This window comes from Hymenobacter sp. BT188, from assembly GCF_014333585.1.
Classification (GTDB): domain Bacteria; phylum Bacteroidota; class Bacteroidia; order Cytophagales; family Hymenobacteraceae; genus Hymenobacter.
Genome location: NZ_JACSCW010000005.1, coordinates 380,153 through 398,029 on the forward strand (window position 1 = coordinate 380,153; position 17,877 = coordinate 398,029).

The 17,877-nt window shown below is 53.9% G+C and carries 16 protein-coding genes; 5 read left to right on the top strand and 11 right to left on the bottom strand.

From position 1 onward, the window contains the following. Window positions 1-67: 67 nt before the first annotated feature. On the bottom strand, window positions 68-550 hold the full coding sequence (locus H8B13_RS16455) for a hypothetical protein (protein ID WP_187311894.1): 483 nt from the start codon (window positions 548-550) through the stop codon (window positions 68-70). 266 nt (window positions 551-816) lie between these two features. Between H8B13_RS16455 and uvrA the strand changes: the two genes are divergently transcribed. Next, entirely contained in the window at window positions 817-3,753 is a 2,937-nt protein-coding gene (gene uvrA / locus H8B13_RS16460) for an excinuclease ABC subunit UvrA (RefSeq protein ID WP_187311895.1), read from the top strand. 76 nt (window positions 3,754-3,829) lie between these two features. On the opposite strand, the gene H8B13_RS16465 is transcribed toward uvrA, so the two are convergent. From H8B13_RS16465 to queA, 7 genes are all read right to left on the bottom strand, one after another. Next, window positions 3,830-4,537 carry a DUF4142 domain-containing protein gene (locus H8B13_RS16465; protein ID WP_187311896.1) on the bottom strand — a complete coding sequence of 236 codons (708 nt, stop codon included), beginning with the start codon at window positions 4,535-4,537 and terminating at the stop codon, window positions 3,830-3,832. A gap of 148 nt (window positions 4,538-4,685) precedes the next feature. Continuing rightward, a complete protein-coding gene (locus H8B13_RS16470) occupies window positions 4,686-4,925 on the bottom strand; it encodes a hypothetical protein (protein WP_187311897.1) in 240 nt (79 codons plus the stop codon). Between the two features lie 29 nt (window positions 4,926-4,954). Then, window positions 4,955-5,536: a DUF4142 domain-containing protein gene (locus tag H8B13_RS16475; RefSeq protein ID WP_187311898.1), complete on the bottom strand. Its 582-nt coding sequence runs from the start codon at window positions 5,534-5,536 to the stop codon at window positions 4,955-4,957. A 161-nt stretch (window positions 5,537-5,697) separates the two neighbouring features. After that, entirely contained in the window at window positions 5,698-6,306 is a 609-nt protein-coding gene (locus tag H8B13_RS16480; RefSeq protein WP_187311899.1) for a hypothetical protein, read from the bottom strand. A gap of 243 nt (window positions 6,307-6,549) precedes the next feature. Then, window positions 6,550-7,329: an enoyl-CoA hydratase-related protein gene (locus H8B13_RS16485; RefSeq protein WP_187311900.1), complete on the bottom strand. Its 780-nt coding sequence runs from the start codon at window positions 7,327-7,329 to the stop codon at window positions 6,550-6,552. 120 nt (window positions 7,330-7,449) lie between these two features. Continuing rightward, a complete protein-coding gene (locus tag H8B13_RS16490; RefSeq protein ID WP_187311901.1) occupies window positions 7,450-8,133 on the bottom strand; it encodes a 2-C-methyl-D-erythritol 4-phosphate cytidylyltransferase in 684 nt (227 codons plus the stop codon). A 120-nt stretch (window positions 8,134-8,253) separates the two neighbouring features. Continuing rightward, a complete protein-coding gene (gene queA, locus H8B13_RS16495) occupies window positions 8,254-9,303 on the bottom strand; it encodes a tRNA preQ1(34) S-adenosylmethionine ribosyltransferase-isomerase QueA (RefSeq protein ID WP_133271294.1) in 1,050 nt (349 codons plus the stop codon). A gap of 251 nt (window positions 9,304-9,554) precedes the next feature. Here queA and H8B13_RS16500 point away from each other — a divergent pair, with 251 nt between their 5' ends. The 3 genes from H8B13_RS16500 (at window position 9,555) to H8B13_RS16510 (ending at window position 13,135) form a co-directional block, all read left to right on the top strand. Beyond that, entirely contained in the window at window positions 9,555-10,820 is a 1,266-nt protein-coding gene (locus tag H8B13_RS16500; RefSeq protein ID WP_187311902.1) for an ABC transporter permease, read from the top strand. A gap of 198 nt (window positions 10,821-11,018) precedes the next feature. Then, complete coding sequence (locus H8B13_RS16505) at window positions 11,019-11,882, top strand: TIGR00730 family Rossman fold protein (RefSeq protein WP_187311903.1); 864 nt, start codon at window positions 11,019-11,021, stop codon at window positions 11,880-11,882. A gap of 77 nt (window positions 11,883-11,959) precedes the next feature. Then, the gene (locus H8B13_RS16510) at window positions 11,960-13,135 is read left to right on the top strand and encodes a lycopene cyclase family protein (protein WP_187311904.1); all 1,176 of its coding nucleotides are present in this window, start codon (window positions 11,960-11,962) and stop codon (window positions 13,133-13,135) included. An 8-nt stretch (window positions 13,136-13,143) separates the two neighbouring features. Here the strand turns inward: H8B13_RS16510 and H8B13_RS16515 are convergent, their stop codons facing one another. The 3 genes from H8B13_RS16515 to H8B13_RS16525 form a co-directional block, all read right to left on the bottom strand. Continuing rightward, window positions 13,144-13,926, bottom strand: a complete 783-nt coding sequence (locus H8B13_RS16515; protein ID WP_410054437.1) for an ABC transporter ATP-binding protein — start codon at window positions 13,924-13,926, stop codon at window positions 13,144-13,146. 51 nt (window positions 13,927-13,977) lie between these two features. Further along, on the bottom strand, window positions 13,978-14,199 hold the full coding sequence (locus H8B13_RS16520; protein WP_019948259.1) for a DUF2795 domain-containing protein: 222 nt from the start codon (window positions 14,197-14,199) through the stop codon (window positions 13,978-13,980). Window positions 14,200-14,340: 141 nt separating this feature from the next. Then, entirely contained in the window at window positions 14,341-15,645 is a 1,305-nt protein-coding gene (locus H8B13_RS16525) for a DUF349 domain-containing protein (protein WP_187311906.1), read from the bottom strand. A 459-nt stretch (window positions 15,646-16,104) separates the two neighbouring features. Between H8B13_RS16525 and ettA the strand changes: the two genes are divergently transcribed. Beyond that, entirely contained in the window at window positions 16,105-17,766 is a 1,662-nt protein-coding gene (gene ettA / locus H8B13_RS16530) for an energy-dependent translational throttle protein EttA (RefSeq protein ID WP_187311907.1), read from the top strand. Window positions 17,767-17,877: the final 111 nt, after the last annotated feature.

Below are 17,877 nucleotides of genomic sequence, written 5' to 3' on the forward strand. Positions count from 1 at the left end.
GCTAAAACGCAAAACACCCCGATTGGGTGACCAATCGGGGTGTTTTAGTAGGAGGTAGAAAGAGGAGTTAATGCTTGCCTTTTCCCTTGCCATTTCCGTGGCCCTTTCCCTTGTCGGGGTGTCCCCCTGGTTGCTGGACAACTATCACGTTGCCCGCAGGGTAGGTAGCGCGCATTTTTTTAGCCTGGCCGGGGGGCATTCCGTGCGGATGACCAGCCTTCGGGTACTTCCCTTTGTGCTCCCGGATAAGTACCCATGGCTGCGCACCCACATAGTTGATAACAACCGGGTGAAAGCTGCTGGGATTATAGTTGGACACAGTCCTTACGCGCTTCCATTTGCCTTCGCGCTGCACCACATAATGCTGGTCGCGCAGGTCGTAGTAGCCACCTACTTCAGGAATGTAGTAGTACTGCGTGCCGGCTGGGGCCGCGGGTCCCCAAGAGGGGGGATTTATATTGATATTTACTTGGGCTTGGGCTGGTTCGGTAGTACCTAGCATAGCCAGCGCAAAAGCGGCAGCAAGCGTGAGTTTGGGTAGGAAGGACATGAAGGGAGAATGTAGCGTGAAGGAATTATCCTACTGTGGGCAAGAACAGCGCCAAACGCTAGGGTGTGCGCAAGACCAGAAGCGTGTCGGCCGCCGAACTATTATCCAGCTGTTGCGCTGCGCACTGTATGGTTATACAGCAAGTAGAATTTTAGTTCCCTTAAACCCCCGGTATATTCTGCTAAACCCTCTGGCAAATAAGCTATTCCGGATAGTGAAAGGGGTGAGTTTTGCCTACCTTTGCGGACTTATTCGATTCGCGCTGCATGGCTAAGAAAACATCTGCTTCCGTTGCCCCCGTCACTCCCGAAATTGCCCCCCAGCTTGCTGCCACAGTAGTGGCTACCAACGGCCACGCGGCCGATGTGGAGGCGCCATTTATTGAAGTGTACGGGGCACGAGAGCACAACCTAAAAAACGTTTCGGTTCAGATTCCGCGAGGTAAGCTGGTGGTGTTCACGGGCATTTCGGGTTCAGGCAAATCCAGTCTGGCCTTTGATACGATTTATGCTGAGGGACAGCGCCGTTACATGGAGACGTTTTCGGCTTATGCCCGCTCTTTCATGGGCGGCCTGGAGCGGCCCGATGTGGACAAAATTGAGGGTTTGTCGCCGGTAATCAGCATTGAGCAGAAAACCACTTCACGCAACCCGCGCTCCACCGTGGGTACCATCACCGAAATTTACGACTTCCTGCGATTGCTTTACGCCCGCACGGCGGAGGCATTCAGCTACGCTACGGGCGCCAAGATGATCCGGCAGAGCGACGAGCAGATTATCAACTACATTCTCAAGCACTTCAACGAGAAAAAGCTAGTCGTGCTGGCTCCGGTGGTGAAAGGTCGCAAAGGCCACTACCGGGAGCTGTTTCAGCAGATTGCCAAGCTCGGTTTTGCCAAAGTGCGCGTGGATGGCGAACTGCTCGACCTGACGCCCAAGATGCAGGTGGACCGATACAAAATCCACGACATCGAAATCGTCATTGATCGGCTGGTGGTTAAAGCGGAGGACCGGTTCCGGTTGTCGGGCTCGGTGCAGAATGCGCTGACCCACGGCAAAGGCACTATGCTCGTATTGGACCCGGACACGAAGAAAACGCAGTTTTTTTCGCGCTTTCTCATGGACCCCACCACGGGCATCGCCTACGACGACCCAGCGCCGAACACTTTCTCTTTCAACTCGCCCTACGGCGCTTGCCCTACCTGCAATGGCTTAGGTGAGGTGCAGCAAATCACTGAGGACTCGGTGCTGCCGGATAAGAAGCTAAGCATCAGCCGGGGCGGAATTGCCCCCCTGGGCGAGTACCGGGACATCTGGATTTTTCAGCAGCTCCAGCTCATCCTCAAAAAGCAAAAGTTCAGCCTGTCTACGCCGATAGAAAAGCTCCCTGAAGACTTGGTGGAGCGCCTGCTCTACGGCGTGCCCGAGGATGAAGACGCGGACCCCAAAAAGGCCAACTATACGGAGCCATTCGAGGGTATTATTCCTTTTCTGCGCCGCCAGATGGAGTCTGACTCGGAGAATATCCGCGCCTGGATTCAGGAATACACGCAGGCCCAAGAGTGCCCCGAGTGCCGTGGCTACCGCTTGAAAAAAGAGTCACTACACTTCCTAATCGATGGCAAAAATATTGGTGAGCTGTCGGTAATGGACATTGCCCAGCTCAGCCAGTGGTTTGTAGGGCTGGAAGAACGGCTGAGTGAGCGCCAGAACGTGATTGGGCGGGAGCTACTCAAGGAGCTGCGCAAGCGTATTGGTTTCCTCCTCGAAGTGGGTCTGGAGTACTTGAGCTTGCACCGCTCAGTGCGCACGCTGTCGGGGGGCGAATCGCAGCGTATTCGCCTGGCTACCCAGATTGGTACTCAGCTCGTGGGCGTGCTGTATATTATGGACGAGCCCAGCATCGGCCTGCACCAGCGCGATAATGAGCGCTTGATCAAGGCTTTACAGCACCTGCGTGACATCGGCAACTCGGTGATTGTGGTGGAGCATGACAAGGACATGATCATGAATGCCGACCACGTGCTGGACATTGGGCCGGGCGCGGGCATTCATGGGGGGCATATTGTGGCTTCAGGCTCGCCTACCGAGATTTTCAAATCGGGGAGCTTGACTTCGCAGTACCTGAGTGGGGAGCGGCACATTGAGTTGCGCAAAAAGAAGCGCAAAGGGGAAGGCAACGTGCTGGCACTGAAGGGTGCCACCGGCCACAACCTGAAAAACGTGTCCGTTAAATTTCCGCTCGGTAAGCTGGTGGCAGTGACGGGCGTTTCGGGCTCCGGTAAGTCGTCGCTCATCCACGATACGCTGTATCCTATTCTGAATCAACACTTTTTCAATGCCAAGCGCGACCCGCTACCCTACGCGGGCATTGAAGGGCTGGAATTGATTGACAAAGTAATTGAGGTAGACCAGTCGCCGATTGGGCGGACGCCGCGCTCGAATCCGGCCACATATACGGGTGTGTTTACCGAAATTCGAAGTCTATTCGCTTCGTTGCCGGAGGCCAAAATACGGGGTTATGGCCCGGGACGCTTCTCCTTCAATGTGAAGGGCGGACGCTGCGAAACCTGCGAGGGTGCTGGCCTGCGCACCATTGAGATGAATTTCCTGCCCGACGTGCACGTGCCCTGCGAAACCTGCAAAGGCCGCCGCTACAACCGCGAAACCCTGGAAGTGCGTTTCAAAGGTAAAAGCATCACCGACGTACTCGACCTGACGGTAGAGAAAGCCGTAGAGTACTTCGAGAATCAGCCGCGTATTATTCGTAAAATTCAGGTTCTCAACGAAGTAGGTTTGGGTTATCTGACTTTGGGCCAGCAAGCTACCACGCTTTCCGGCGGTGAAGCCCAGCGGGTGAAGCTAGCAACGGAACTCGGTAAAAAGGACACTGGCAAAACCTTCTACATTCTCGATGAGCCGACCACGGGTCTGCACTTCGAGGATATTCGCCACCTTTCTGATGTGCTGCAAAAACTAGTAGACAAGGGCAACACCGTCCTCATCATCGAGCACAACCTCGACCTAATTAAAGTGGCCGACCATGTCATTGACCTTGGCCCGGAAGGCGGCGGCGGCGGTGGCACTATTGTGGCCCAAGGCACGCCGGAACAAGTGGCAAAGGCCGGCAAAGGCTATACTGGTAAGTTTCTGGCTGAGGAGCTGAAAGTGAGCAAGTACGCCGACGATAAGGTGGCGTCTTAGCTTCGTGCTATAAATTCGCTTAATTAAAAAGCCCCCCAGAAGACTCTGGGGGGCTTTTTTGATTGGTTTTAAACCTTTACATCTTCATGCCAGCGTGCTGCTTCGACATATCTAAGTGCTTCTGAATGACAGGCGTAGTCTTTGTAATAAAGCCTTGTAGTTCAGTGTCTTTGGTCATCTTGGCGTGCGCTTGCATCGTATTCAGCGTCTTCTGGTGGTCGGTCACCATCTGCTGGAGGAAGCGCTGCTCTAGCTGCTTGCCTGATAGCTTACGCATCTGATCAGCAATGGCTTTATGCTCGGCGTCCATATCAGTGGGCAGCGTCACGTTCTTCTTCTGGGCCAGCGTTTTCAAATCCGCTGTCGACTTAGTATGATCCGTAATCATCATGTTGGCGTGGTCTTTCGCCATGCCCGTTACACCTTTCTCCAGTACCAAGCGGCTCAGTTGAATCTCATTCTGGTCGCTGTGCGCGGCCGACTTCATGAACTCTGGGTCGTCTTTGTGAGGAGCCGTTGGGCCGTTAGGATCTGCGCTGTTGGCGTTCATGCCAGCGGGAGCGGTGCCAGCAGCGGCCGCCGAACCGCCAGCAGTAGTGTCGGAAGGCATGGTTGCCGTGGCGCTGTCGCCATCGGTAGCGGCGTTCATGTAGTTATCGCCTGCGTTGCCGCCAGCCTCTTCTGAATCAGTTGGGGTGTCAGTAGTGGCTGTTTTTTCGTTGCTGCAAGCGCTGGTAGCTAGTAGCATACCTGCACAAAACAGGCTCATGATTGTACGTTTCATAGCGGTAGTAGAAGGTGGAATGGTTGAGCTTGTACTGTAAAAAAATGGGTCTGCCGCCAACAATCAGCGTAAAAGCCAATGGTTAGCGGCAGAAAACAACTGAGCAACTGCTCAGAGTCATTAGTGTACGGATCAGATTATCCGAAGGTTAGTCATTGTCGACCTCTTCCAGGGAGTCGGCATCGGCGGTAACGGTAGCGCCTTCTTCGTTGTCGATAACGGTAGCGTCAGCTTGTACGCCACCTTGCTCGGCGGCTTCTTCCTGATCGACTACGGCCTCGCCGGCCGTGCCATCAGTGCGGGTTTCAGTATTGCCGCAGCTAGTCAGCGACAAAGCGGCGAATAAGGCAAGAACAGAGAATAAGCGGCGTTTTGGGAAATGAAACATGGGGTAAAATTCAGGTTAACAATGAAAAATTAAGGCAAGTCTTCTAGTTGGTCTTCCACGACGCCCACCTCATCCAGATGCTGCTCAATCGTGGGTAAAAATTTGGCAGCAAAGCCGCGAATGTCGCCGTCGTAAGCGTCCTTGCTCATATCCTCGAAGGCATCTACATCGCTTTTGTGGGCCTCCAGCAGCATTTCCACATAGCGCTTATCGAACTGCGTACCGGTCAGGGCGCTTAAATCGGCATATTGTTTTTGCTGGTCGGCGCCAAGGCCGCTGGGCAGCATCAGATTCTTTTGCTGCGCTAAGTTTCGCAGCGCCGTACTCACCTGCCCATGCTGTTGAACTAAGCGCTGGGCTAAGTTGCGGACCGCCGGAGTAGCTGATTTTTGCTGGGCCAGCTTGCTCATCTCCAGTTCCAGCATTCCACTGCTGGCAGCGTTTACCATGAAGTCCGCGTCGCGCTCCTGTCGCTCAGTCACGGCGGCTTCCCCAATGCGCTTTTCGTTTTGAAACCTGGCTTCCGCTACCGGATCCTTTTGGCTGGCATCGGGCGAGCAGGAACCCAAGGCAACGCAGCATCCTAAGAGCAGAAAACGGGTAGAAGCCATAGCACACAAACAGTTAGAGGAATGGAAAATAAGCTATTGCCTATACGGCCGCCTCAGCAGGTGGTTATCAGGGATAGCAGGATAGCAGAAAAATGCAGAGGCTAGAGCGAGTCTGGGGGGCTTTTTCACGTGAAAAAGCCCCCCAGACTCGCTCTGTTTGTTTAGTGCGTGCTTCGGTAGCCAAACCCCACCAGCATATGCAGCGCTATATTCGGTACGGTAGCAGTGCCGCCATCTGCCAATGGCATCCGGGCCCACGCCGCCGTTAGCTTTGCCTCTGGCCGGAAAAACCAGTGATCTGCTACTCCGATTGGTGGGCCGGCAGCGGCCTGAAAACCAACTCCCGCAATGTGGTAGCCACCGCCGAGCCAGCTTCGCACCGGATTGATAGGTTTGCCGCGCACGCTTCCCTCCGGATGGCCAATCACCATTCCGATGCCAATCCGAAAAACCTTGGACTGTTCCAACAAAGGCATCGTCCGGCTTACAATGACCATGTTATAGCCATGTGATACCTCGAAATGCTCAATCTCAGGTGGCGAATTCTGGAGGTAAATCTTGTGGTGCACCAGCTCTGCACTCCATTGCCGGTAGCCTAGTCTGTAGGCGTAGTATGGCGACCCGTGCCAGGGCCGTGTGCGGTAGCGCGCTCGAAAGCGAATAGCTGACTCACTGGGCTGCTCTATCCGAAGAGTGGTTGGTAAGCTCCAGGCCGTACCGCCAAAGAACTCGGCCGTTAGTCCCTGCGCTTGCAGTGGAAGGCTGCACACGGCTAGCAACAGAGCAAAGAAACTTCGTGCTATTACCCACTTGCTAATTGTTGCCTGCATCACAAGTTGCTAGAATGCTTGTGGAAAATGGCGCTTCATCGGCCAGAGATTCTACGTTCTCTTACGAGGCTTTGATATAGCTGAGCATCGCCAAAACAGCTCGCAAAGCATCTAACAAAAAGCGCCACCTTACTACAAGGTGGCGCTTTTTGTCAAACCAAAATTGCAGCTTGATGCCCTATTTTAAGCCCCACGAAACTGAGGCTTGCGCTTCTCTAAAAATGCCTGCACGCCCTCCCGATAATCCCCTGACTCGCCTGCAATCTGCTGGCAATAGGCTTCGTAGTCCAGCATTTCATCAAGAGTTGAGGCACTGGCTTTATTCAGCATTTGCTTGATCAGGCCAATCGATTTGGTGGGTGCCGCGGCGTAGCGCGCTGCCAGAGCGTACGTAACCTCGTCGAGCTGTTCGGGTGCCACCACTTGATTTACTAGGCCCAGCCGCAACGCCTCCTCGGCCGATACCTTAGAGCCCAGCGTACACAGCTCAAACGCCTTTAGCGTGCCCACCAAGCGCGGCAAGAAGTACGATGAGCCCGAGTCCGGTACCAGCCCAATATTGATAAATACCTCAATTAGGGAGGCATCGGTGGAGGCAATAAGCGCGTCGCAGGCCAGCGCTAGCGAGCAACCAGCGCCGGCGGCTACTCCATTCAACCGCCCAATAATAGGCTTCGGTAAGCTCCGCATAGCCCGAATAATAGGGTTGTAGCGCTTATGCAAAGAGTCATAAAAAGACCGTTTCTCTTCTCCCTGCGCTGCCTTCAAGTCCTGACCTGAGCAAAACGCCCGTCCGGCACCGGTGAGCACTACGGCCCGCACCGAGGCGTCACGCCCTACCTGCTTCAGAGCATCCTGCAGTTCATAGCTCTGCGGGTCGTTGAAGGCATTGAATACATCGGGCCGGTTAAGAGTAATCGTCGCAACACCGTCGCGTACATCGTAGAGCAAGCAGGTATACATAAGAATCAGTGAAAGGTAGAAAGCGGCTCCGAGTGGGGTAGTCCTTGCGTCGCCTGGGGGGCAAATTACAAGAGAAAGTTGGCGTTCGGATGATGCCTTAGGCTACAGTGCCGCAATCGGCTACCGACTACGCAGAATTGCTTCGGCCAGCAGCATATCTTCCGGCGTCGTGATCTTGAGGTTGCGATAGTCGCCTTCTACCAAGTGAATGGGATGTAAGTCTTCCACTACGCTCGCGTCATCGGTGAAAGTAGGCAACTCCGGCAACCGATAAGCCCGCCGCAGGAGCTCCAAATTAAAGCATTGAGGTGTCTGAACTAAGCGCAAGCGGGAACGGTCCATCGCATAGGAACCTTCTTTGGATAAGCCGCGCACTGAGTCTTTGGGTGCCACGGCGGCTATAGCCGCGCCGTGCTCAGCAGCGGCCGCATACGTGTTCTCAATAACTGCCGCCGACACTAGCGGCCGCACACCATCATGCACCGCTACAATGCCTTCGGTGTAGGTAGCCAGGTGCTTCAGGCCATTGCGTACGGATGCCCATCGAGAATGCCCCCCACCCACTACCGCATGCGGAATTGAAACCTGATGTCGGGTACAGAGGTGGTGCCACGTATCAAACTGATCGGGGGGCAAAACCACCACAAATTGCTGCACCCCTAGGCTGGTTTCGGCGAAGCGGCGTAGCGTATGCAGCAGCACCGGCTCCCCAAGCAACTCCAGAAATTGCTTCGGCTGACCAGCGCCCATGCGCGTGCCGCTGCCGCCAGCCACAAGTATAGCAAACCGATTAGGAGACGACATGAGCAACAGCTACGAGAGTGAAAAAGGAGTATAACGAGCATCAAAAAGCCCGGCCATCAAAGGTAACCGGGCTTTTTGGTGAAGACGAAGAAAGATGGTATCTAACTTTTGACTTCTGGTTTACAGAATCAACATGGCGTCGCCGTAGCTGAAGAAGCGGTACTTCTCTTTGATAGCTACTTTGTAGGCTTCCGCCAACAGATCGTAGCCAGCAAAGGCGGCCGTCATCATCATCAGCGTGCTCTCCGGGGTATGGAAGTTGGTGAGCAGGGTATTAGCGATTTTAAACTCGTACGGAGGGAAAATAAACCGGTCGGTCCAGCCTTGGTTGGCTTTCAGACGATTGTGCGCCGATACGGATGACTCCAGGGCCCGCATGGTAGTAGTACCCACCGAGCACACACGCTTTTTGGCATCCAGCGCCTTATTTACGATAATGGCCGCCTCCGCAGGAACGATGAAGTTCTCAGAGTCCATCTTGTGCTTAGTCAGGTCTTCCACATCCACCGGACGGAAAGTGCCCAAACCAACGTGCAGCGTGACGGCAGTGGTTTCCACACCTTTGATTTCCAGACGCTTCAGTACCTCGCGAGTAAAGTGCAGGCCCGCCGAAGGAGCGGCCACGGCACCAATGTGCTTGGCATAAATGGTCTGATAGCGCTCTTTGTCGGCTGGCTCGGCATCGCGGGTGATGGCCTCGCGGGGCAGCGGCGTTTCACCTAAGTCGTGCAGAGCTTTGTAAAACTCCTCGTCAGGACCATCAAACAAAAATTTGATGGTACGGCCCCGAGATGTGGTGTTGTCAATAACCTCGGCCACCATGTCGCTTTCGCCGAAGTACAATTTGTTGCCCACCCGGATTTTACGGGCCGGATCAACCAGCACGTCCCACAGGTGGCTTTCTTTATTCAGTTCGCGCAGCAAAAACACTTCAATTTTTGCTCCCGTCTTTTCTTTATTGCCATATAGCCGCGCCGGAAACACCTTCGTGTCATTCATCACGAATACGTCGCCATCATTGAAATACTCAATAATGTCTTTGAAAATACGGTGTTCGATTTTGCCAGTATCGCGGTGTACTACCATCAAGCGCGACTCGTCGCGGTTTTTGGCCGGGTGCTGCGCCAGCAGGTTCTCGGGCAGGTCAAATTTAAACTCGGACAGTTTCATGGTCGGATATGGGCAATAGGGGGGGAAGCTAACAAAAATTTCAGGGGGCAAAAGTACGTAGAATGGCCGGATTAATCGTTATTTTTCGCCCGGAATCAGCATAGAATGCTTAAATGAATGAACAGCTAACTAGTTGTAATAGTGGCAGATTAAACTGCTAACTTGTTCCTTTACTGATAGCTGAACTACTGCCCAGTGGAAACTGTATTAGTTCAGTCAGCCAACCATTTAGCTACTTAACCTCCCGCTCCATGCTCGCCTTGCGCCTGACACTGGAAAGCTTCCGCTTCGCGTGGCAAGCTCTCAAATCCAATTTGCTGCGCACTATTCTTTCTTTGCTGGGCGTCACGGTAGGCATTTTTGCTATCATCGCCGTTTTTACCGTCGTCGATTCGCTGGAGTCGAATATCCGGCAGAGCATGGATTTTCTGGGTGAGAAAGTGGTTTACGTTGGTAAGTGGCCCTGGAAGTTCGAACCTAATCGGCCTTGGTGGAAATATTTCAACCGCCCTGTGCCCACCCAGCGCGAGTTTCGCGCTATACAGCGCATGCTGAACCCCAATAGCCATATGGGAATGGCCATTATGGCTAATACGGGTGGTAATACGTTGAAGGCCGGCAATAACAGCCTTACCGACTGTAACTTGCAGGGTGTAAGCTACGAATATCAGCAGGTTTCAAAGGTACCCATTGCGGAAGGCCGCTATTTTACCCCCCAGGAAATTGACCTCGCCCGCAACGTAGCCATTATCGGGGCCGACATCGCTGAAAATCTCTTTGGTGGCAGCTCTGCCTTGGGGCGCGAGTTCTCGGCTCGTGGGCGCAAATTCACCGTGATTGGGGTGATGAAAAAAGAAGGTAAAAAGCTGATTGACACGCCCAGTAATGATACCAACTGCCTGATTACCTTCGGCATGTTCAGCCAAATCTTTGCCGTCAATAATGGTAGTAGCATGGGCGGCGTATCGCCCAATATCATTGTGAAAGGCCGCGAAGACGATCAAAACCTCGCTAATCTAGAATCGGAGTTGCAAGGTGTGATGCGCAACGTACGGGGCCTCAAGCCGCGCGAGGAAGACAACTTTGCCCTCAACCGACCCGAGATGTTCGGTGAGCTTATCTCCAAGCTGTTTTCGGTAATTGGAGTAGCTGGCGCCGTTATTGGCAGCTTTGCTATGCTGGTGGGGGGCTTTGGTATTGCCAACATCATGTTTGTATCGGTGAAGGAGCGCACCAACATTATTGGTATTCAGAAGTCGTTGGGGGCCAAAAACTACTTTATCCTGTTTCAGTTTCTGTTCGAAGCTATCTTCCTGTGTCTGATTGGTGGCGCGGCCGGCATTTTCCTAGTCTTTCTGATCACGTTGATACCCCAGGATTCGTTGCCTTTGTTTCTTTCGGCTGGCAACGTAACGCTGGGGCTCACCGTATCGGTGGTCATCGGTATTCTGGCAGGTATTATTCCAGCGGTCTTGGCATCCAACCTTGATCCGGTTATTGCCATCCGCTCGAAGTAAAACAGGTGGAGTAAGTAAGCTCCTTGTCTTGCACAACAGAGCCAAAGCCTTATCTTGCACGCCCCGGTTTTGGGAGGAGGGCAATTGCGCGTTTTGGTCGCTAGGCTTCTAATTATCTTTCTTTTTCTTTAAAAACAGGCTCGCGGCGCCGAAAAGTGCTTGCTAATTCCCGTAAGCGGGCTTAAAAGTGCAGTATCTATGACTAAGCTTAAAAAAACCAGTCGGACCAAAATCCACGACGAAACCCTGAATGCAGGTAGTGGACAGACGATCAGTCAGCCTAATGTGAACGACAACAAGGTAACTTCCATCAGCGAAATTCGGGAGCAAACCAGCGGGCAGCGCACCCTGCAGCTCGATGATGAGCAGCGCATCCGGCGCGCGTTCGTGGACAAGGACTGGAACGAGATTAAGATTGCCGACTCCTGGCAGATCTTCAAGGTGATGGCCGAATTCGTGGAAGGCTTCGAGAAGATGAGCAAAATTGGCCCCTGCGTGTCGATTTTTGGTTCAGCTCGCACCAAGCCAGACAATCCTTACTATCAAGTAGCTGAGGAGATTGCGGCCAAGCTCGTGCGCCATGGCTACGGCGTAATTACGGGCGGTGGACCTGGTATCATGGAAGCCGGCAACAAAGGGGCTCGCTCTGAAGGCGGCCGTTCGGTAGGTCTCAACATTGAGTTGCCCTTCGAGCAATTTCACAACATCTATATCGACCCCGATAAGATCATCAACTTCGATTACTTCTTCGTACGGAAGGTGATGTTCGTGAAGTACGCGCAGGGCTTCATCGGTATGCCCGGCGGCTTTGGCACACTAGATGAGCTATTTGAGGCTATCACGCTGATTCAAACCAAGAAGATTGGCCGTTTCCCTATCGTGCTGGTTGGGTCTCGCTATTGGGAAGGTATGTTCAAGTGGATTGAGGAAGTGATGCTGTACGAGGAGCGCAATATCTCTGCTGAGGATATGCAGTTGGTGCAAATCGTGGATGATGCCGCTTCGGCCGTCAAAATCATCGACGATTTCTACTCCAAGTACCTGCTCTCGCCAAACTTCTAATTCAGAAACAAGCTCAGGTATTAAGCCGTTATTTGAACCGGCGACGGAAATGCTTCCGTCGCCGGTTTTTTGTGTTTGTGCAAACTGATTTCGACTATTTGATAGTGGGTGGTGGGGCCGCCGGCCTGAGTCTGGCGTATGCGCTGGCCCAGGAGCCACGCCTGCGCAACAAGCGAGTACTGCTGTTGGAGCCGGCTGCCAAAGACCAAAACGACCGCACATGGTCATTCTGGTCAGATGCGCCGTCGCCGTTTGATAGCATTGTCGCCCACGAGTGGCAGCAGTTAGCCTTTCGTAGTCCGGACTTCGAGCAAGTTTTCCCGCTTAGTCGCCACCGTTACAAGATGATTCGGGGGCTGGATTTCTACCAGTTCGTACATGCCGCTCTGGCCAACACCCCACAGTTCACTTTAGTCCGTGCTACTGTTGATAACCTCGAAAATTTGCCCCCCAGCGGTGTGGTAGCGCATACATCGGCTGGGGAATTTACGGCTAGATACGCTTTTGATAGTCGGCCGCCGGTTATTGATAAGCAACCGGAGAAGCACCGCTATCTGCTCCAACATTTTGTGGGCTGGGAGGTAGAAACCGAGCAGGATGTGTTCGATCCGGAAACTGTGGAATTTATGGATTTTCGGGGGCCACAATACCATGAGCCGCGCTTTATGTATGTGCTGCCTTTCAGCCCGCGTCGGGCATTGGTAGAGTACACACTGTTTTCAGGGGAGCTACTGCCCAAAGCTGCCTACGAAGCCGCTATGCATGATTATCTCACTATCACGCTCAGCTTAAAAAACTACCGAATAGAGGCGGAAGAGGTAGGCGCTATTCCCATGACCGATCATCCGCTACCCGCCCGTCGGGGGGCAAATATTATCAATCTGGGGACGCGCGCTGGGCGGGCTAAGCCAAGTACGGGCTACGCTTTCAAACGCATTCAGGCGCATACGGCCCGCATAGTGGAAGCGCTGGCTACTACCGGCACCCCACCGTCCGACCTTACTGGCGACCGGTGGCAATTTCGCCTCTTCGATACCTTGCTGCTCGATATCATGCAGCGCCGCGGCGAAACCACCCGCGATATTTTCACCGAATTATTCCAGCATAATCCAGTGGAGCGCATCTTTGACTTCTTAGATGAGCGCACTTCCTGGGTCGAGAACTTTCAGGTGATGAACTCGGTGACGCCGTGGCCATTTATGCGTTCTATCGGGCAGGTGTTACGAGGCAAGCCAGGGAAACGAAGAGAGTAGGTGCAAGCTTAAGAAATACGCTCAATCCGCAGGCTTTCCTCACTTTCCAGATACGCTTTTGCCCCCCGCACGCTCTCAGGGGTCAATAATTCCAATTCTGGCTTCGGAAGCGACAAATTGAGTAAGTAGCCCGTCATGGGGGGCAAATTGTCGAGGTCGTGGGTGATGCAGAGTACGGTTTTGCCCGCCTCTAATACCCAGCTTTGCAGCAGATCGAACACGCGGCGGCGGTAATACACGTCGAGCTGTTGGGTGGGCTCGTCGAGGAGGTAAAGCTGAGCGTCTTGCAGCGCGAGTTGCGCTAGCCACACCAGCTGCTGCTCACCGCCAGATAGCAAAGTAAAGTCGCGGTGAGCGAGGTGAGCGGCACCCACGCGGGCCAGGGCTTCATCAGCCTGGGCGTAATCAGTGGGCCCATAAACACTCAGAAAACGCTGGTGGCGGAAGCGGCCCATCACGACCAGTTCACGCACTTCAATAGGGAAGCTGACAGTATTGCGCTGGGGCAGATGGGCCAACAAACCACTAGCCGCTGGTTGGCGCTCGGTGCGTAGGTCGTGGCCAAATACCTGCACGCTGCCCTGGTAAGGTATGCGGCCGGTAAGCGCTCTGAAAAGTGTGCTTTTGCCGCAGCCATTATGCCCCACAATGGCTACAAATGCCGGTGTGGGCACGCACAAAAAAAGGTTGCGGAGCAGAACGCGCTGTTCATACCCCGCAACCAGATTCTGTATTGTTAAAGGAGTTGAGAGTTGAGCGCTGGCGGTCGGAGCAGACTGACTGTCGGGTATACCACTCATCCAATCCGTTCTAACTTCGGCTGCTAACTCCTGGCTTCTTTCTTAGTACTCGTCTTCATTGAACATGAAGTCTTCCTTGGTCGGGTAGTCCGGCCAAACTTCTTCGATGTTCTCGTAGGGTTGGCCGTCATCCTCCAATGCCTGCAGGTTTTCCACCACTTCCATCGGGGCACCCGAGCGGATGGAGTAATCAATCAGTTCATCCTTGGTGGCGGGCCAGGGGGCATCTTCCAGATAGGAAGCAAGTTCCAGAGTCCAATACATAATGGTGTGCTACAAAAAAAGTGGGCAAATGTAAAGTTGTGATATGCCGATGAGCAAAAACCCGGCCGGCTGAAAACGCCTGCCAAAGCGGCGCAACGGCGTTTGCTTCCCGACAACGTAAAAAGTGCTGTAAGGTTCAGCCTAAGCAGGTAAGCGCTGGCGTAACAGCTCAATAAGATCGGTTTTTGTGCGGATTTTTCGCTCGAATCCCCGGATTTTTCCTTCCAGCATATTGCGGAAAGTTTCGTTGCCGGGAGAGTCGCTGAGCTTGCCCAGGTTTTCCTGTAGCACTTCCTGTTCCTGCTTATCGTACTTGATAAAGTCGCGGAGGGCCTGCACGCGAGCGTTTATTTTGTCTTCGGGTGAGCCGGTTTCTGGTGCATTAGGCTGACGCTTGCGGATAAAGTGCTCCAATGCGCTCATCTCAAATACTTTGTCGCAGGCCATGATGAACTGTTCCCATACGCGGTCAGATTCTTCGCCGCGTACGGGGCCCACCTTTTTCCAGGCAGCCTGCAGTTCCTTGGCGCGCGCCACGGCCGCCGACATTGGCTGATTAAGCAGGGCTTCAGCCTCGGCTACCAGTGCGCGCTTGCGGCTCAGGTTGTCATCCATGTAGCCGTCTTTGGCATCCACTCGCTTCGTGCTGATGTGCTCTTTCAGGCGGTCGAAAAAGTGGTTGTGAGCAGCCCGAAAGCGCGTCCACAATTCATTAGCTTGTTTGCGGGGCAAAGAGCCGCCCACCTCTTTCCAGTCCTGCTGTAGTTGCTTGAGTTGGCGGGTGGTTTCTTCGTAGTCTTCCGAGTTTTGGATGGCTTCCGACTTGCGGATCAGGTCGCGGTACTTGTCTACCACCCGATTCGACATAGCCTTTTTATCGGCCAGGAACTCCTTTTTGCGTACAAAAAACTGATCTACTGCTTCGCGGAAGCGGTTTTCCAGCTCTTCGGTGAGGTGCTTTTCTACGGGGCCAGTCTTTATCCAGGCTTGGCGCAGCTCCTGAAGCTTTTCGCCGGCCGTCTGCCAGTCGATGCTGTCGCGCAGAGCCTCAGCCTCCTGAATCAGCGTAATCTTGGTGTTCAGGTTCTTCTCGCGGTTGCGGGCTACTGTTACTTTAATGCCTTCTTCAGCTTCGGTGAGGCGGTGGTGCAGGGCCTCAAAATCGCCCAGAGCATCGTAGGAGGCCATTTGCTCCTTCAGGTGCAGGGCTTTCATCAGAAAAGAACCCTTGTTCTCCGATTCTTCGATCTTAGCCAGTAAGTCTTCTACCTTGGCCCGAAAGCTCTCGAAACGCTGAGCAAAGTACTGAAGCGAGGCCTCCTCGGATTCTTTAACCTGCCCAACCTGACGGGCCGGCAAATCCATAAACGAGCGTAGCCACACTTGGTCGCCCTCGACGTAGCCGTAGCGCCGGGCTTCGGCCAGCAGGTGATCTTGTGGTTCCATACTAATGATAATAATAACGCGAAAGCGGCTAGGTGGTGGGATCGGAAGGGTAAAGAACGGTATTAGCTGACTACAAGTTTACGGGATGGAAAGCACATTCGCTGCCTGTGAAACCCTGGGTTTAAACGGCGGAAACTTAGGGCAGGCTGCCTACCTTTGGCCGGTTCGCCGAGTTAGCCAGGGTTATCTGAACCGAACGTAAGCCAACGCCGCAAGGTTAGGCTATGAGTGGGTAACCAAGTTGAAACGGACGAATTGATCTAAGCCCTTATCCAGCAGACTGTCATGCAGAGCGGAGCGAAGCATCCCGCGTGCTGATGTGTTTAATTAGTAATCCTGATAAACACGCGAGATGCTTCGCTCCGCTCTGCATGACCGCCTTTTTTATACGAAATCTGACTGTCGCGGCAGCTTGTTTTGTCGCCTAAAAACTTTAAAAAAAGCCCCCCACCAATCTCTATGAGCGAAACGATCATCTTCTCAATGGCCGGCGTGAGCAAAGTGTATCCGCCCCAGAAACAGGTTCTCAAGAATATTTACCTCTCGTTTTTCTACGGCGCCAAAATCGGCGTGCTCGGTCTGAACGGCTCAGGTAAGTCGTCGCTGCTGAAAGTAATTGCCGGCGTCGATAAGCAGATTCAGGGCGAAGTAGTGTGGTCGCCGGGCTACTCGGTGGGCTACTTAGAACAGGAGCCCCAACTCGACCCCACCAAAACGGTGATGGAAGTGGTGCAGGAAGGCGCGGCCGAAACCGTGGCGCTGCTCAAGGAATTCGACGAGATAAACGAGGCCTTCGGGGCCGAAGATGCCGACTTCGACAAGCTACTCGAGCGTCAGGGCATCGTACAGGAGCGCCTCGACCAACTGGACGCCTGGAACCTGGACAGCAAGCTGGAGCGCGCCATGGACGCCCTCCGCACCCCCGACGGTGATGCCATCGTGGGCAACCTCTCGGGAGGTGAAAAGCGCCGCGTAGCCCTCTGCCGCCTGCTCCTGCAAGAACCTGATGTGCTGCTACTGGACGAGCCCACCAACCACCTCGACGCCGAGAGCGTGCTGTGGCTGGAGCAACACTTGCAGCAGTACAAAGGCACCGTGATTGCCGTAACCCACGACCGCTACTTCCTCGACAACGTAGCTGGCTGGATTCTGGAGCTGGACCGCGGTGAGGGTATTCCGTGGAAGGGCAACTACTCCTCATGGCTGGAGCAGAAGTCGAACCGCTTGGCTCAGGAAGAGAAAACCGAGAGCAAGCGCCAGAAAACCTTGCAGCGGGAGCTGGAGTGGGTGCGTATGTCGCCCAAAGCCCGGCAGGCTAAGAGCAAGGCCCGCGTGGCTGGCTACGACAAGATGGTAAGCGCTGATGTGAAGGAAAAGGAGCAGAAGCTGGAGCTATTTATTCCCGACGGTCCTCGTTTGGGCGGGCAGGTAATTGAAGCCCACAACATCTCCAAAGCTTTCGGCGACAAGCTATTATTTGAAAACCTGAGCTTTGCTCTGCCTCAGGGTGGTATCGTGGGCATTATCGGACCGAACGGAGCGGGTAAATCCACCTTATTCCGCCTCATTACTAACCAACTGGAAGCCGACGCCGGCACCTTTGAGGTTGGCCCCACAGTGCAGGTTGCCTACGTGGATCAGCAGCACGACACGCTGGAGCCCAACAAGTCCGTGTTCGAGACGATTTCAGGCGGCACCGAAACCATGCTGCTGGCGGGACGGCCGGTGAATGCCCGTGCCTATGTGAGCAACTTTAACTTCCGCGGCGGCGACCAGGAAAAGAAAGTTGGTAACCTCTCCGGTGGAGAGCGCAACCGCGTGCATCTGGCCACAACGCTGAAGCAGGGGGCAAATTTGCTGCTGCTCGATGAGCCCACTAACGACTTGGACGTAAACGCCATCCGGGCGCTGGAAGACGCGCTGGAGAACTTCGCCGGTTGCGCCGTTATCATCAGCCACGACCGCTGGTTCCTCGACCGCTTGGCTACGCACATTCTGGCTTTTGAGGGCAACTCGGAAGTGGTCTGGTTTGAGGGAAACTTCTCGGATTATGAGGAAGCCAAGAAGAAGCGTCTGGGTGATGTGGAGCCCAAGCGTGTACGGTACAAGAAGCTGGGGTAGGTAATTGCCATACTTAATTATTCAAAGAAGCCTTAGCTACACATGTAGCTAAGGCTTCTTTGAGTTTAGCGGGCAGCTACCTTTTACTTTCTGACTACATATAAGCTTACT

Bases quoted from the DNA above. Each gene is read 5' to 3' on its own strand.
- H8B13_RS16455 (WP_187311894.1), bottom strand. From the start codon at position 550: ATGTCCTTCCTACCCAAACTCACGCTTGCTGCCGCTTTTGCGCTGGCT.
- H8B13_RS16500 (WP_187311902.1), top strand. From the start codon at position 9,555: ATGCTCGCCTTGCGCCTGACACTGGAAAGCTTCCGCTTCGCGTGGCAA.
- uvrA (WP_187311895.1), top strand. From the start codon at position 817: ATGGCTAAGAAAACATCTGCTTCCGTTGCCCCCGTCACTCCCGAAATT.
- H8B13_RS16520 (WP_019948259.1), bottom strand. From the start codon at position 14,199: ATGTATTGGACTCTGGAACTTGCTTCCTATCTGGAAGATGCCCCCTGG.
- H8B13_RS16505 (WP_187311903.1), top strand. From the start codon at position 11,019: ATGACTAAGCTTAAAAAAACCAGTCGGACCAAAATCCACGACGAAACC.
- ettA (WP_187311907.1), top strand. From the start codon at position 16,105: ATGAGCGAAACGATCATCTTCTCAATGGCCGGCGTGAGCAAAGTGTAT.
- H8B13_RS16525 (WP_187311906.1), bottom strand. From the start codon at position 15,645: ATGGAACCACAAGATCACCTGCTGGCCGAAGCCCGGCGCTACGGCTAC.
- H8B13_RS16470 (WP_187311897.1), bottom strand. From the start codon at position 4,925: ATGTTTCATTTCCCAAAACGCCGCTTATTCTCTGTTCTTGCCTTATTC.
- queA (WP_133271294.1), bottom strand. From the start codon at position 9,303: ATGAAACTGTCCGAGTTTAAATTTGACCTGCCCGAGAACCTGCTGGCG.
- H8B13_RS16490 (WP_187311901.1), bottom strand. From the start codon at position 8,133: ATGTCGTCTCCTAATCGGTTTGCTATACTTGTGGCTGGCGGCAGCGGC.
- H8B13_RS16465 (WP_187311896.1), bottom strand. From the start codon at position 4,537: ATGAAACGTACAATCATGAGCCTGTTTTGTGCAGGTATGCTACTAGCT.
- H8B13_RS16485 (WP_187311900.1), bottom strand. From the start codon at position 7,329: ATGTATACCTGCTTGCTCTACGATGTACGCGACGGTGTTGCGACGATT.
- H8B13_RS16475 (WP_187311898.1), bottom strand. From the start codon at position 5,536: ATGGCTTCTACCCGTTTTCTGCTCTTAGGATGCTGCGTTGCCTTGGGT.